Source organism: Aeromonas sp. Y318-3, assembly GCF_027706185.1.
GTDB classification, from domain to species: Bacteria; Pseudomonadota; Gammaproteobacteria; order Enterobacterales; family Aeromonadaceae; genus Aeromonas; species Aeromonas veronii.
Window position 1 is genome coordinate 36,277 of sequence record NZ_JAPDCN010000002.1, and the last position, 15,329, is coordinate 51,605.

12 protein-coding genes and 1 pseudogene are annotated in these 15,329 nt (G+C 42.4%); all 13 read left to right on the plus strand.

Annotated features, from left to right (window positions below; translation table 11 throughout):
- The first annotated feature begins 10 nt into the window (after positions 1 to 10).
- Positions 11 to 616, plus strand: a complete 606-nt coding sequence (gene cysC, locus OKB77_RS02720) for an adenylyl-sulfate kinase (RefSeq protein WP_201951874.1) — start codon at positions 11 to 13, stop codon at positions 614 to 616.
- Complete coding sequence (locus OKB77_RS02725; protein WP_201951871.1) at positions 613 to 1,422, plus strand: glycosyltransferase family 2 protein; 810 nt, start codon at positions 613 to 615, stop codon at positions 1,420 to 1,422. The genes cysC and OKB77_RS02725 overlap by 4 nt, the downstream gene beginning before the upstream one ends.
- Entirely contained in the window at positions 1,422 to 2,378 is a 957-nt protein-coding gene (locus OKB77_RS02730; RefSeq protein ID WP_201951868.1) for a UDP-glucose 4-epimerase family protein, read from the plus strand. Before OKB77_RS02725 ends, OKB77_RS02730 begins: the two co-directional genes overlap by 1 nt.
- Positions 2,378 to 3,403, plus strand: a complete 1,026-nt coding sequence (locus tag OKB77_RS02735) for an MraY family glycosyltransferase (RefSeq protein ID WP_201951865.1) — start codon at positions 2,378 to 2,380, stop codon at positions 3,401 to 3,403. The genes OKB77_RS02730 and OKB77_RS02735 overlap by 1 nt, the downstream gene beginning before the upstream one ends.
- Positions 3,400 to 5,385 (plus strand): nucleoside-diphosphate sugar epimerase/dehydratase, encoded by a 1,986-nt coding sequence (locus OKB77_RS02740; protein ID WP_201951863.1) that lies wholly within the window; start codon positions 3,400 to 3,402, stop codon positions 5,383 to 5,385. The genes OKB77_RS02735 and OKB77_RS02740 overlap by 4 nt, the downstream gene beginning before the upstream one ends.
- A gap of 769 nt (positions 5,386 to 6,154) precedes the next feature.
- Positions 6,155 to 7,177, plus strand: a complete 1,023-nt coding sequence (locus OKB77_RS02745; protein ID WP_234922455.1) for an exopolysaccharide biosynthesis polyprenyl glycosylphosphotransferase — start codon at positions 6,155 to 6,157, stop codon at positions 7,175 to 7,177.
- A 125-nt stretch (positions 7,178 to 7,302) separates the two neighbouring features.
- The gene (locus OKB77_RS02750) at positions 7,303 to 8,430 is read left to right on the plus strand and encodes a polysaccharide pyruvyl transferase family protein (RefSeq protein WP_201951860.1); all 1,128 of its coding nucleotides are present in this window, start codon (positions 7,303 to 7,305) and stop codon (positions 8,428 to 8,430) included.
- Positions 8,431 to 8,643: 213 nt separating this feature from the next.
- The gene (locus OKB77_RS02755) at positions 8,644 to 10,179 is read left to right on the plus strand and encodes an MATE family efflux transporter (RefSeq protein WP_201951857.1); all 1,536 of its coding nucleotides are present in this window, start codon (positions 8,644 to 8,646) and stop codon (positions 10,177 to 10,179) included.
- A gap of 14 nt (positions 10,180 to 10,193) precedes the next feature.
- Positions 10,194 to 11,177 carry a glycosyltransferase family 2 protein gene (locus OKB77_RS02760; protein WP_201951854.1) on the plus strand — a complete coding sequence of 328 codons (984 nt, stop codon included), beginning with the start codon at positions 10,194 to 10,196 and terminating at the stop codon, positions 11,175 to 11,177.
- Between the two features lie 214 nt (positions 11,178 to 11,391).
- Positions 11,392 to 12,294, plus strand: a pseudogene (locus OKB77_RS02765) (IS481 family transposase).
- A gap of 531 nt (positions 12,295 to 12,825) precedes the next feature.
- Positions 12,826 to 13,599 (plus strand): hypothetical protein, encoded by a 774-nt coding sequence (locus OKB77_RS02770; RefSeq protein ID WP_146181127.1) that lies wholly within the window; start codon positions 12,826 to 12,828, stop codon positions 13,597 to 13,599.
- Between the two features lie 79 nt (positions 13,600 to 13,678).
- On the plus strand, positions 13,679 to 14,404 hold the full coding sequence (locus OKB77_RS02775; RefSeq protein WP_201951851.1) for a glycosyltransferase family 2 protein: 726 nt from the start codon (positions 13,679 to 13,681) through the stop codon (positions 14,402 to 14,404).
- A gap of 38 nt (positions 14,405 to 14,442) precedes the next feature.
- Positions 14,443 to 15,246 carry a glycosyltransferase family 2 protein gene (locus OKB77_RS02780; RefSeq protein WP_108588313.1) on the plus strand — a complete coding sequence of 268 codons (804 nt, stop codon included), beginning with the start codon at positions 14,443 to 14,445 and terminating at the stop codon, positions 15,244 to 15,246.
- The last annotated feature ends 83 nt before the right edge of the window (positions 15,247 to 15,329 follow it).

The window sequence follows — 15,329 nt, forward strand, 5'->3', positions numbered from 1 at the left end:
CTAGTTTCTTATGAATGATCTGACATGGCATGATCATCAGGTATTGCCAGCACAACGAGCACAACAAAAGCATCAGTTACCCGCAGTGCTCTGGTTTACCGGATTAAGCGGATCGGGAAAATCGACCATTGCCAATCTGGTTGATGAAAAACTCTATGCTATGGGTTATCACGGATTCGTGCTGGATGGGGATAATATTCGCCATGGGCTGAATGGTGACCTGGGATTCAGTGATGCCGAGCGGGTGGAAAATATCCGGCGGATTGCTGAAGTCGCTGTTCTCATGGCTGATGCCGGTCTGATTGTTTCGACTGCGTTTATTTCTCCTTTCGCCAATGATCGGGCTTTAGTCAGAGAACGATTGGGAGCCAGGTTGATTGAAATTCATGTCAGCACCCCTCTTTCAGTCTGTGAGCAACGGGATCCCAAAGGGTTATATCGGAAAGCAAGAACAGGCAGCATCCAGCATTTTACCGGTATCGATTCACCTTATGAGGTTCCGTTAAATCCGGAACTCGTATTGGATGCGGGTGAACTGTCCGCAGAAGAGTGCGCCAGCAAGGTCTTGGATTATCTGAACCAAGGTGGATGGTTACTCAAGGATGGTAATAAATGACCTCGGTTTCAGTTTCGATAAGTCTTATAACCTATGAGCCGGATAAGGCGTTATTAGCGTCAACACTATTGGCGATGTCTAAGGCTGTTATTGATGCTGGTGTAAGTGTGCGGCTAACACTGGTAGATCATACGCCGTTGGCACGGCTGAATATTGATCGACAATGGTTGGCTGGCATCTGGCATCATTCCTTTGAATTGATTCAGCATGGCGATAACCCAGGTTTTGGTTGTGGGCACAATCTGGCATTGCAAACAGAGACGTCTGACTATCATCTGATTCTTAATCCCGATTTGGGCATCGCAGCGGATGGTTTGGTGTGTGGATTGGAATTCATGGCACAAAATCCGGATTGCGGATTATTGACGCCTTTCGCTACATGGGAAGATGGTGAGGTACAGCGGCTTTGCAAACGCTATCCAACCGTATTTGATTTATTGCTGCGTGGTTTTGCTCCTGGGTTCGTGAAAAAATTATTCCAGATTCGCTTGGCGAAATATGAGATGGCTGATCAGCTCAACGATCAGGATGTACTGTGGGATCCACCCATTGTCAGTGGTTGTTTTATGCTGTTTCGCACAGATGTTCTGCAGCAGCTCGGAGGGTTTGACCCTCGCTTCTTCCTCTATTTTGAAGATTTTGACATCAGTTTGCGGGCTGGAAAGATCAGCCGGATTGCTTATGTCCCTCAGGTGAAGGTCGTTCATCACGGTGGGCATGCATCCAGCAAAGGCTGGCGCCATATCTGGATGTTTGGGCACTCCATGGTGACTTTCTTCAATATTCACGGTTGGCGTTGGTGGTAATGGTAGATATCAAAAGTACAGTCTTGGTCACAGGAGCCAATGGGTTTGTAGGCAAGGCGGTCTGTGAACACTTGCTGGCGCTGGGGGCGAATGTGAAAGGTGCAGTACGCAGTAGCCCGCTCGCTTCGTACCAGGTTCAGGCTCCCTCTTTGACTGCGGATGCCAACTGGACAGCCCAATTGCAACAGGTGGATGTGGTTGTTCACTGTGCAGCCAGGGTGCATGTAATGTCGGATACCGCGACAGATCCCCTAGTCGCATTTCGAGCGGTGAATACAGAGGGCACCCTCGCTCTTGCCCGGCAGGCTGCTGAGGCAGGGGTGAAGCGCTTCATCTTTATCAGTTCGATTAAAGTGAATGGCGAGCAGACCGAGCCAGGCAAGCCATTTGATGAGAATGTGCAAAGTCCGCCAGAAGATCCCTATGGACGCTCGAAGTATGAGGCGGAACAGGGGCTGATGGCACTCGCGAAAGAGTGTGGTATGGCTGTAACCATCATTCGTCCTCCTCTTATTTACGGGGAAGGGGTGAAGGCTAACTTTGCCAGCATGATGACGTGGGTGCGCAAAGGGATCCCGCTACCCTTTGCCCGTTTGACCAATGCGCGTAGCCTGTTGGCGTTACCTAATCTGTGTGACTTTGTTGCCCATGCGATGGAGCACCCTGCTGCAGTGAATCAGGTCTTTTTAGTCGCAGATCCTGTCGCAGTGTCGACGTCTCAGTTGTTGGCGGCGATTGCAGAAGCAGAAGGCGTTAGCTGTCGGCTCTTTTATCTCCCACCAGGAGTAATAAGAGTGCTTGGACGCTGTTTGGGGATTGATGCCAAGCTACAACGGATTTATGGCTCTCTGGAAATGGATACCCGCAAGGCTCAGAGCCGATTACAATGGTCGGCACCCTATTCGCTCTCTCAGACCCTATCTCTGATGGCGTCAATCCATAGTGAGTCGTCTTGATGCTGGCATTTGTTTTGTTGTCGATGTTTTGTCTTTTTCTTTCAATCACCATGACCGGCCTGCTCAGGCGCTACGCACAGACCCGCTTGCTTGACCAACCCAATCATCGCAGTTCGCATCAGGTGCCCACCCCGAGAGGCGGTGGCATGGCTATCGTGGCGACCTTTCTGCTGGCAGCCCCGTTGTTTGTTACCCTGATCCCACTTCCCTCCGGCATATCCCAGAGCAGCTTCGCATTGATATGGGCTGCGGCGCTGGGGATTGCCTTGGTTGGTTTTATCGATGACCACATCTCTCTCAAGCCCCGAACCCGCCTGATTGTGCAGAGCATGGCGGCAGCTTTGGTGGTATCTGCGGTTAATGGTTTGCCTGCGCTGCCCTTCTTTGGCTGGCAGCTTGATCTGGCCTGGTTTGGTTACCTGCTGGCCTGGCTGGGGGTGATCTGGTTTATCAACCTGTACAACTTTATGGATGGCATCGATGGCTTGGCGGCAGGTGAAGCCGTTGTCGTCTGTCTGTTCATGACGTTATTTCACTATCTGGTTGGGGGGGAGTGGTCGTCTGCCAGTTTGATCCTTCTACTGGGGATTTCGGCGGCGGGCTTCTTGTGCTGGAATTTTCCACCCGCCAGGATCTTTATGGGAGATGGTGGCAGCGGATTTCTTGGCTTGATGCTGGCTTCCCTGATGCTGCTGGATGCTGCTTCTGCACCTCAATTCCTATGGGCATGGCTTGTCATGCTCGGAGTCTTTGTGGTTGATGCGACCTGGACTTTGCTGAATCGCTTTCGTCTGAAATGTCGTCTGAGCGAGGCTCATCGTACTCATGGCTATCAATATCTGGCGAGACGTTGGCAAAGTCATCGAAACGTGACCTTGGCTGTGCTTCTTATAAATAGCCTTTGGCTTGCTCCAATCGCTGTCATGATTGTATTGGGCCAGCTCGATGGTGTGAGCGGTCTGGTCATTGCCTACTTGCCGTTAGCTTTTCTTGCGTATCACCTGAATGCAGGAGTACCAGAATGAGAAATGAGCTTTTACCCGGTGGGAGCTGGCTACTGACTTGCCTGGGCTCCCTGTCACGAGCCAGCAAGCGTGCCATCTCTGTCACCGTTGATATGATCCTGATCACCATGACCTATTGGGGAGCGTACTGGATCCGGCTTGAACACAACTGGCCAATCGATAGCCCGCATCACTGGGCACTGCTTGGCGCAATTATCATTGTCAGCATCGGTCTGTTTGTAAGGCTTGGGCTTTATCGCGCAGTGCTCCGATATGTCAGCTTTCGGGTGCTATGGACAATCTTGCTAGGGGCATTTCTTTCAACCTGCTTCTTTGTTCTCTCTGCGTTTTATTTCGATATCTTTCTGCCGAGAACGGTCTCGGTTATCTATCTCTCCTTTTTGGTGTTACTGGTTGGTGGTGTGCGGCTGTTTTTCCGGGCGCTCCTTAATACCACCCGTTTGGCTCGTACCCAGGTATTGATCTATGGCGCGGGCTCTTCGGGTCGACAACTGCAAATGGCCTTGTTGCAAGGCAATGAGTTTTATCCCGTCGCCTTTATTGATGACGATCCCGCCAAACAGGGATGCGTGATCCAGGGCTGTACCGTTTATCACAGTGCTCAGCTGCTAACCCTGATTGACCACCATGGGGTGCAGAAGATCTTGCTGGCCATGCCGAGCAGCACCCGGGCTCGCCGTCAGGAGGTGATCAATGCACTTGAGCCCCTCTCTTGCGAAGTGCTCTCTATCCCGGGGATGGCCGATCTAGTCAATGGCTCTGCCCGCATAGACCAGCTCAATGAGGTCTCCATCGACGATCTATTGGGCAGAGATCCGGTAGAGCCTGTGGCCACCTTGATGGAAGCCAATATCACAGGCAAAGCGGTCATGGTGACAGGTGCCGGTGGCTCTATTGGTTCTGAGCTCTGTCGCCAAATCTTGCGGTGCCGTCCATCCACTCTGGTACTGTTCGAACTATCCGAGTACGCCCTCTATGTCCTGCACAAGAACCTGCGGGAGCAGTGTCAGCGTGAAGAAATCGAAACGGATCTGGTGCCGTTACTGGGGTCAGTGCAGCGCCAGCATCGTCTCAAGACGGTGATGCAGAGCTTCAGGATCCAGACCGTCTACCATACGGCTGCTTACAAACATGTCCCGCTGGTTGAGTTCAACATCATTGAAGGGGTACGTAACAACGTATTCGGCACTCTTTATGCGGCACAGGCGGCCATTGAGGCAGGGGTTGAAACATTCGTGCTGATCTCTACCGATAAAGCCGTGCGGCCAACCAACACCATGGGGGCCAGCAAGCGTCTGGCCGAGTTGATCTTGCAAGCCTTGACCCGCGAGAAGCACAGCACCCGTTTTTGTATGGTGCGTTTTGGCAATGTTCTTGGATCTTCCGGCTCAGTGGTACCGTTATTCAGGCAGCAGATCGATAAGGGGGGGCCCATCACTCTGACTCACCCCGATATCATCCGTTACTTTATGACGATACCTGAGGCTGCCCAGCTGGTGATCCAGGCTGGCGCCATGGGGGAGGGGGGCGACGTTTTTGTGCTCGATATGGGGCAACCGGTACGGATCATGGAGCTGGCCAAACGCATGATACGCCTCAGCGGCCTGACACTGCGTGATGAGCAGCGGCCAGATGGGGATATCGCCATCGAGGTGACGGGTTTGCGGCCGGGTGAAAAGCTCTACGAAGAGTTACTGATTGGTGATGATGCCAGAGGAACCGAGCATCCCCGGATCATGGTGGCACAGGAGAGCTGGCTGCCCTGGTCGCGACTGCGCCCCTTGCTGGCCTCATTGGATGATGCTTGTCACCGTTTTGATCAACAGCAAGTGCGCGACATCCTGATGCATGCTCCTGCTGCATTCGAACCGACAGATGGTATTTGTGATCTGGTGTGGCTGGCCAAACAGCAGCTACCACCAAGTGATAATGTTGTTAAATTGCCCTCACATAACATAGATTTTTTGCTTGCCAGTCACTGAACTTTTATATGTACGCCCGTTATTGGGCGCTTTTTTTTGCTTCCCCACTAATTTGTTTGTTTTTTAATCGATCGAGCCAGTCGCGGACTAGATTGGCTACTCATTTCGATGAACCATAGGTACAATCCCCCCCCGCTATTTCGGAATTATCCTACATTTTGGCATGAAATATTGGTGCACAGTGTAGGGGCTATGGCGAATAGCTGGCGTGGCGACTGGTTTTGTCGCCCCTCTTGCCAGAGGCTGATGATTGTAAATCACAACGCCATTTACTAACTCTTTTAACAATATAAAAAGACTGCATGCACACTGGGAGCTGTAACTCAGGGGCGGTAGCCATTATTTTTTTTATAGATTGGATTGTTTTTTAGCCAGCAACTGACTTCTTTGTAGTCAATTCGGCACTTTAGCGATAGCGATGATATCGATACAAGAGGGACCGTCAGTAGTCCCCAGATACATGGCACGGGATAGAGAGTGTGACAACGCCGGAGTGTGATCATTCGGGTGTCTGTCACTGGTTGGCAATCGATTGTAATTGAAATGTTTTTACTGCCGGACTCGTCAACTCGACGAGTTTGCCGAGCTCCTCCTGTCCAGCCCTTCGCTTTCAAATAAAAATCAATCTCTTTTCTTTGTTCGTTTCTCGCTGTGGCTCGTTTCGACAAGCTGCCGGAGGGAAACACAAAATCTACGTGACGTGGCAGTCGAATGCCGATGAGACAAACCTCGATGGTTGTTTCTCTGGGTATAGACATGAAGAGAGCTTATGGGAATGCATAATAAAATAGACAGTAGTGCAGCCTTCGGGATTGCTGCGAATGAACAGTTGACGGCCGAGAGCCATTCACTGGATATTGGTAATCTGGTGTATGAGCTTAAGCGGGTTCACATGAAAAGTGATGAGCTTTATGTTTACTGCAGTGACAATGACAAAAAGCTTATCGAACGGGTGCTTGCTGATTATCCGTTCACATTGAACTTCAATGTGACAGACCTCTCGGCCCTGAAAGGCAAAACCCTTGTGCATTACAAGAGTGGTGACCTTCCCGATGAACTGGCCGCAATGCTGGTGTTGGCCACCAAATATGGCGCCTACGTTGAACCGCTGGTCAGTTATCTGGATCGTCGTTTCGGCCGCACTGAAGTGGAGTTGCTGCACAGCGGCTACTTCCTGCACATGAAATCTTTCTCCATCCTCTCCCGTCCATCCAATCGCATTGTCAAGCGTGCGCTGGATCTGGTCTCTGCCATTGCGCTCAGTCTGGTTGCCATTCCCATTGGCTTGCTTGCTGCGCTGGCCATCAAACTGGAATCACCTGGTCCCATCTTTTATCGTCAAGCCCGGGTTGGCCTGTTCAACCAGGAATTCGACGTAATCAAATTCCGCTCTATGCGAAACGATGCCGAAAAAAATGGTGCTCAATGGGCAAGCAAGAACGACGCCCGAGTCACTCGTGTTGGACGTTTCATTCGCAAGACCCGTATTGATGAACTACCGCAACTGATCAACGTCTTTAAAGGCGAAATGTCTCTGGTTGGCCCAAGACCCGAGCGGGAAGTATTTATAAAAGAGCTGGAAGCTGTTATCCCGTACTATCGCTTCCGTCATGCGGTCAAGCCCGGCATTACCGGCCTGGCCCAGGTCAAATACCCCTACGGGGCATCTATTGAAGATGCCGTTTGGAAGCATAAATACGATATCTTCTATATCAAGCATCAAAGCCTGATGTTGGATATCAAGATCCTGATATTGACTGTTAAGACTGTACTGTTTGGCATGGGGCGGTAATTATAGTGTGCTCCGGCTATGTCCAACTACCTATGATGCCTTATTAAGTCGATAACATTTGACTGAGTTTGTTGATAACTCTTTTTTGTTTTTGATGCATTTATTTTAAATAAAGTAGGATTTATATGTCTGGAAAAGTTCTTAATGTTGGTGTTGTAACAATGCATAGAGTTGTTAACTATGGCTCATTTTTACAAGCTTATGCAACACAGAACGTTATAGAAAATTGTGGGTGTAAATGCGAAATAATAGATTATATGTTTCCTAATGAATGGCATTATGCAAGAGGTATTGAGGGGCAAAGTTTTCTCAAGAAAAAAATTTCTGATATTATCTATAAATTAGGGATCAAGGCTGGTCATCGTAAAAAGTTAAAGCTTGAAAAAGCTGTGAATAAATATCTAAAATTATCAAAGCCTTATTCGAGCCCAGATGAGATAAGTAAAAATCCTCCATGTTATGACGTATATCTAACCGGTAGCGATCAAACTTGGAATCCAAAGCATACCAAGGGTGATCCAACATTTTTACTATCGTTTGCACCAGAAAAGGCAAAAAAAGTGTCTTTTTCTGCGAGTATTGCTGGGAATAGTATTAGTGATGAATACAAGTCTTCATATACTACTGGATTAAAAAAATATAACAGCGTATCGATTAGAGATTCTGGTGGAAATCATGTAGTTCGGCAACTTATTGGCCATGAAGTTGACGTGACGTTAGATCCAACGTTAATGATGAATAAAGAACAGTGGGGTGTTTTTTCAAAAAATGAGAAATCAATATATCCTGATGATGGATATATTATATTCTATCTCATAACCCATTCATTTGATGTGACCCCATATATATATAACATTCTCAAATCGTTGCAAAATAAAACTGGTTTGAAAGTGTTCTCATTTTGCCCAATACCTGAAGATTTTAATATCAGCTATGAGCTTTGTAGTGATATTGGCGCTGAGAATTTTATTGAACTATTTGAAAAATCATCATACGTAGTGACATCCTCATTCCATGGCACAGCATTCGCTGTAAATTTTGGCATTCCACTTTATTCTGTAGTAAATAATATAAATAATTCTGACGATAGACAGGCATCGCTTTTAACAAAGCTTGGTATTGAAAATTGCTTAGTTCCGATAAATACTCCATTCGATGCTATTTCCCCTACTTACAATGTTGAGTTAGAGCAGAAAAAACTTGATGAATTAAGAGCTGAGTCAATGCATTTCATTCGTGAAGCATTGCGCTAGTGTAAAATTACATGTCGTGATTTTAGGTGTAATTTTAAAATCACGACATTTTATTGTTTTTATGTAACTAGAATTTCTAATAAAGACTTATTTATTTATCTCACCATCCTTTTCGATAAATAAAAAGGCTGTTTATATTAAATAGGGGTGGAGTTTAATCTTCTCAGCCACATGTAAATTATGGTTATGCATTAATACCATTAGGTGTATTAAATGACGAAAAATAAAAATGAAAATATCACAATAGTAAAAAACACTGTCATCTCATACTTGAGAATTATATGCACAACCGTCTGTTCATTGCTAACGGTAAGATATCTTATTGGTTCGCTGGGGGTTGAGAGGTATGGGGTTTATGCCCTAATTACCGGTGTGATAATTATATTGACCTTTTTAAATTCGGCTATGACGGTGTCCACTCAGAGGTATTTGTCATTCTATCAGGGGACTGGTAATAAAGAACAGTTGGGGGTTGTTTTTAAAACAAGCTGCATTCTGCATTTGATTGTAGGGACGCTTCTTGCGGTGATATTGCTGTTGCTGATGAACACAATATTAGAAGATTTTATAAATATAGATAATGCACTCGTTGATGAGACTCGTTATCTATATTTAGGTGTGGTTGCATCAATAATAGTTTCTATAATAACTGTTCCATTGAATGCCTTAGTTATTTCTCGTGAGAATTTCAGAGTAGATGCACTAATATTAATATTTAAATCGCTAATGATGTTGTTAACATCATTATATATGAATGCTATTGGTGAACATGCTCGATTAGCATTTTTAGGAATTGCAATTGCAGCTATAAGTACCATCACTTTTCTTGCTTATTTTTTGTACTGTAAGGTTTATTATATTGAATGTACTTTTAAAACACCACTTGTAAGAGGTGTTTTTATTGAGATGTCAGCTTTTGCTTTATGGAGCTTATATTCAAATATTTGCTATGTCCTAAACACACAAGGTATTAATGTAATAATTAATAAGTTTTTCGATGCCAAAATGAATGCGGCGTATGGGATTGCATTTCAAATTAATGGTCAAGTTAAGAACTTATCCCAAACATTGTTATCAGCGATGAACCCACAAATTATGAAAAGTGAGGGGAAGGATAATAGAGATAGAACCGTCAATGTATCTATAGTGGCCAGTAAAGTGGGTTTTTTTTTGGTTGCATTGATAACAACGCCACTGTTATATATATTACCTGATGTTATAGAATTGTGGTTAGGTGTCATACCTGATTATGTTGTTATGTTTTCTTTTTTTTTCTTGTTCTCAAATCTAGTCAATCAACTTACAGTTGGGGTTACTCCTGCTATTCAGGCAATAGGTAACATTAAAAAATTTCAATTATGGATTGGTTCAACTGCGTTATTGGTTTTACCAATTTCATATTTAATGCTTTATTTTAACGCTCCAATATATTATGTAATGTGTTTGTTGTTGTTGATTGAATTTGTAACTGGTTATTTAAAGGTTTACATATTTAGTGAGTTTTTTGACATAGGAATTAAATGGTATTTAAATAAAGTAATCTTACAAATGGCGCTTCCATTTATCATAACTAATGCTGTTGCTTTAATTTTTTCTTCATATGTGGTTTTTTATGGCAGCGAGCTGTTGATTGCTGTAATAAGCGTGATGCTGTATTTATCTTTTTCTTATATATATAGTCTCGAAATGAATGAAAAAATTGTATTAAATAAAATCATGCGTAATTTAATAACGAAATTCAAAAGTTAGTAGTGAGAATTAATATGACAAAATTAGTATCAGTTATAGTTCCTATGTATAACGTAGAGAAGTATATAGAGAGTTGTGTTAACTCGATAATCAATCAGACATATCAAAACTTAGAAGTTTTACTTATTGATGATGGTTCCCCTGATGGCTCTGGTTGTATAGCAGATAGACTATCTTATGTAGATCATAGAATTAAAGTAATACATACAGAGAATAAAGGCGTAAGTCAGGCGCGAAATTTAGGTATTAGTACATCTTCTGGTGATTATTTGGTTTTTGTTGATGGTGATGATTGTCTAGAGCCGGACTTTGTTGAATACATGATGGGGTTGGCCATGCAAAGTGGAGCTGAGTTTGTAATGTCAAAGAATTGCAACTTGTTCCCTGGTTACATTAATAATAATGTTAAGCTTGACTCAGTTGAATACTGGTCACCAGCCAAAGCATCAGCAGAATTACTTTATCCTGGGAAAATTGAAATTGGTTGTTGGAATAAGCTTTTTTCAAGAGAGTTTATTGAAAAAAACAAAATTATATTTCCAAATAAATACTATATGGGGGAGGGGCTTCATTTTATCGTAAGTGCTGCACAAAAAGCACGATTTGTATGTGTTGGAGAACGGTCTGTTTATAATTATAGGAAGGATAACCAACAAAGTGCTACTACAGTTGTAAATATTCCAAAATATATAAATGCATTGGCTGCTATTGATGATATAAGTAACGGGATTATCTTAAAGTCTGACATTCTTGATCTGGCTGTTATGTATCATAAGTATATGACGATGTATATTGCGCTTCATACAATATACATTACCGATAATGCTGATGATTATAGTGATGAGGTGGAATGTTATAAAAGATACTTGAGAAAGTATCTATATGAATTCTTGAACGGTGAGTTTGCGACATCTGTGAAAATGAAAGCAGTTATGTTTGCTGTAGATCCTAAATTAGCTTGCGAGACATTAAAAACAGTCAAAGCTATTATTCGATAAAATTGGTACGAAATTTTATCATGTGTTTGATTATGCATTACGCTATGCAAGTGAGTTTGTCTAGAGGTGTGTTCATATGTATTCACCTGATTGTTATCCATAATCAGGGAGTGGTCATACGGCTTCAAATCGTATACCCAAATGGTACCCCGGCGCGTTATCTCTGTAGTCACCGTATGATCACCAACGAGAAAAGCTCGTTGCAAACTCAGCTCTGCTAGAGCTTGCCAAAGAGCTCAATAACGTCAGAAAGTTTGCGAGCTCATCACCTACCGCCGTCAGCAGTTCTACGAAATTCGCCGGAATTACTAGGTCGATAGTGCTGAGGGCTTGCTCTACAAATTGCACAATTGTTAAGGGGGCTAATCCCAACCGAATGCCCCCAACCCTAGATTGAGCAGGCCATCCTCGAAACCTACCCATGGCCAGTGCGCGGGCGCAGGAACTCGCTTTGTAGGGTATCAACGTCAGAGCTGCGGAGTGCGTGGCGTGTACAACGTCACGACCTGCTCTTCAAACACGACCGCTTGCTGCGCCTCGAGAAAACCCACCAGGAACAGGTCATTGAGCTCAAAGACGAGAAAATTCGCCAGTTAGAGGACTTTAGTCCCGAGTGCCGCGAACGCCATTGAGATTCACTAGGCTGTCGACACCTTCTTCGTTGGTGTGTTCAAGGGTGTCGGCAAGGTGTATTTGCAAACCGTGCTTGACTGTTACAGTCTCCACGCCTAGAGACTGCTCTACACCAGCAAGCTGCCGGTGATCTCACTCCAACGAAACAGTGCTGCCATTTTTCGAAGCCCATTAGGCGCTGGTCTATCATGCTGCCGTACAATGGGCGCGAGTTCTGTGGGCGGCTGACAACCAAGGTGCGTGGGCCACAGAGCTGCGGCTTGATCGAGTGACTATAAGCCCCCTGGTTGATGAACACTGCCGTGTCAAGGGGTGGATAACCTGGTATGAGCCTGTAGAGCAGATGTAGACAGATCTGGAAAGCTACCTGTAACACGACAATAACCAGCGGCCACATCAGGGCTGGATAATAGAGGGGCAGACCCCCTACAACATGTTCAAGACGGGTCTGAAATTGATAACGAAGGAAGTGCGTATAAAGTAGCGTAAACAAGACCCCGGTTTGAGGCCGGTGTCAGGTGATAACTAGGTCTGTACATAGCATTGTTGACTTCATGTTGATGAGAATTTAACTCCTAGAAATATCACTTAGTGAATCACTTTTGTTTTTGATGAAAAGATAAATATCATGAGATTTTATATGCGTGAAATAAGTCTGGCTATATTGTTTTGTTTTCTTTCGTTAATGAGTTCAGGCCTATACATGTTAGGCATGGCTATTGTGTGGTTAATATTCTGTCTGCTCATTAATTACAATAAGATTGGTAATATTCGATTGTTAAACGGAGATTACTGGCTTGTGTTTATATTTGTATTTTATTGTATCTTTTCGATTTCTGTAAATAAATATAACTCAAGCGTAAATATATATATTGTTGCTCTTCTCTATATGTTTTTCTCCTATTTTTCTGTTTCACTATTACTTAGTTATAATATTTGTTTAGGTGTAAAGATCTTCAGGTTTTTAATCGTAATCTTATGTTGTTCTTTATTGGTCCAAATAATGGTTTATTGGGTGGGAGGATATTATGTTGACTTTAATAGCCTATTTTCATTTGGTTATTCAGAATCTAGATATCTAAGTAAAACGCTTCAAGAGTTTGAAATCATTCGACCTACTTCATTTTTTACTGAGCCATCCAATGCTAGCGCTGTCATATCAATAGTAACATTTTGCTACTTAATACTTTTGAAAAAAGTTGATGGTTATGTATTCCTAGGGTTCATATCATCTATGATGACTTTGTCGACAGCGGGGATTCTAATTTGCTCAATATCAATATCTGTTATCTTTATATTTAATAGATCAGGCATTAAAAATATACTATTGAAGTATGGTTTAATTCCTGTCATTAGTTTTACGTTAATAGCATTATTTTTAATGTTTAGCTATGAGCGTCTAAATAATGTATCAGAATATGATATGCTTGCGACGAGAAGCGTTTTAGTTGATATGGTCTTAAATCAAGATTCACTGTTTCACATTTTTGGTAATGGGATTAATGTGATATCCACGCCAGTATATAACAAAGGGTATTATATATATGATTACACAATTCGAGATAGTGGTTTCCTTCTTAACTTATACTACTCATTTGGCATTTTTGGCACGATAGCATTTGTCGTTTGGTCGAGAATTAAACTGAAAGATAATATGCATTTTATATTATTTTTTATTATTTTGAATGGAAAGTTTGACTATCTACAGCCTGTTTTTTGGATGCTTATATTTATAGTGTCGATGATTCCAAGAAATAGAAATGCTGTATTGGGGAATGAGGGGGGGTAGTAAATTTTTAACCGACTTGTCGTAAACTCTAATCAATTATTGATATGTGTGGTGCGAGGTGTAAATGCTAACGGGAAGAATGTTTGACATTGGTTTAAAAAATACGTTAAAGAGGTTGGAGTTTGATAAGAGTGTCGGTTCGATACAAGATGATATATATAAAAAAAGAGCCAGTTCACCCACATTGTCTGCAGTCTTCAGAGTAAAAAATGCAGAAACATACTTAGAGGTATCTATAAGCTCGCTAGCTCTTATTTGTAGAGAAATCATTATTGTTGATAATAATTCATCTGATGCGACTCTTGAAATTGCTTACAGATTGAAAGATCAACTATCTCATCTGTGTATAATTAAAATCTATTGTTATAATCATAAGCTGGCTATTGCTGGAGAGAGTTATTCTCGCAATCTAACAAAGGAGAACTCATTAGCAGCATATTATAACTTTGCTTTCTCAAAAGCCACTTCTGATTACGTCATGAAAGCAGATGCTCATTTGTTGTATACTCCATCAGCGCTTATTAAAATTCAAAATCTAATGAGAAAAAATAAGAGGGTAATAATATTTAGAGGCGTTGAAGTATATGGAATGAAGTTATCCTTTGAAAGATATGTTTTTAAAAATGATGGTTCATTTAATTTTGTTGATGGCGAATATTACGAGGAATTGAAGTTTGATTATAAGCTTTCTAAGCTTGAACAATATCGTTCTACAATATTTACACCATGCTTTATTCATTTTAAGAGAATTCGTTATATAAATATGATAGGGCAAGAAAATTTAGTTGAAAAGTTATATAGATAACTTTGGCATGTAGATTGTTTATTTTGGAGAGTGCGTAAGTGATTAATGTTGTTGTGTTTAATTGGAATTATTCTGATTTTTTGACAAAACTACTGACAAAGATGGAGCCAATTTATAATGACGCATACTTCAGGATACTGATTTGCGATGATGGTTCCACAGATGATAGCCTTAAGATCATACATGAATATGTTTCCAAGGGGATTAATAACATTGTTGTTTTTGAAAGGAGTGAGCTTAACTACGGAAGAAAAATGCCATACATGGGGCAAATTGAAAGTTTAGGGAAAGTCATGGCAAGTGATTATTTTTCATCATCAGACTATTATTGGCTTATGGATGCAGATGATTACTTCGACTTCTCAATCATAAGCGCTGAATTCAAACGAAAAATCGAGTCATCTGTAGTAAACTTTACTCAAGTGAAAAATGTTTCTGAAAATGATATATATTATGAAAATATAAAAAGAAAAGTTTGCTTTAACAGTTCAATATTCCCCACGATATCTGTTACATCATCGATTATTGTTTCAGGATTTTTTTTAGAAAAATATAAGGCGTTCATCTTCAAAGACGGCTTTGATGATGTATGGTTAGATTCTCGTATTAACATGCTTGCATGTTTACTAAACTCTGATGAAGTGGCATATATAGACGAGCACGTTTGCCGTTTAATCCATGGTGGGAATGACTCCATTAATATGCCAGTGTTACGGGCTCTAAAAAAACAGATCGTTGCTCACAATTATTATAAGTTTATCAATGGGAATAAATTTTTACGGCATCATAGGATGATAATTCTTTGGTGTGCTTCAAAGTTAATTCGCCCATTTAAACGTTAGCATTTTTAATTCGGTTTTATTTGATAGTAAAGTCATAATTCAGAGCGCTTATATACTGGGCGATATGTTATGACTATGATTTT

Coding starts and splice junctions, on each gene's coding strand:
- OKB77_RS02725 (WP_201951871.1), top strand. CDS start 613: ATGACCTCGGTTTCAGTTTCGATAAGTCTTATAACCTATGAGCCGGAT.
- OKB77_RS02775 (WP_201951851.1), top strand. CDS start 13,679: ATGTTTGACATTGGTTTAAAAAATACGTTAAAGAGGTTGGAGTTTGAT.
- cysC (WP_201951874.1), top strand. CDS start 11: ATGAATGATCTGACATGGCATGATCATCAGGTATTGCCAGCACAACGA.
- OKB77_RS02740 (WP_201951863.1), top strand. CDS start 3,400: ATGAGAAATGAGCTTTTACCCGGTGGGAGCTGGCTACTGACTTGCCTG.
- OKB77_RS02745 (WP_234922455.1), top strand. CDS start 6,155: ATGGGAATGCATAATAAAATAGACAGTAGTGCAGCCTTCGGGATTGCT.
- OKB77_RS02760 (WP_201951854.1), top strand. CDS start 10,194: ATGACAAAATTAGTATCAGTTATAGTTCCTATGTATAACGTAGAGAAG.
- OKB77_RS02755 (WP_201951857.1), top strand. CDS start 8,644: ATGACGAAAAATAAAAATGAAAATATCACAATAGTAAAAAACACTGTC.
- OKB77_RS02730 (WP_201951868.1), top strand. CDS start 1,422: ATGGTAGATATCAAAAGTACAGTCTTGGTCACAGGAGCCAATGGGTTT.
- OKB77_RS02735 (WP_201951865.1), top strand. CDS start 2,378: ATGCTGGCATTTGTTTTGTTGTCGATGTTTTGTCTTTTTCTTTCAATC.
- OKB77_RS02750 (WP_201951860.1), top strand. CDS start 7,303: ATGTCTGGAAAAGTTCTTAATGTTGGTGTTGTAACAATGCATAGAGTT.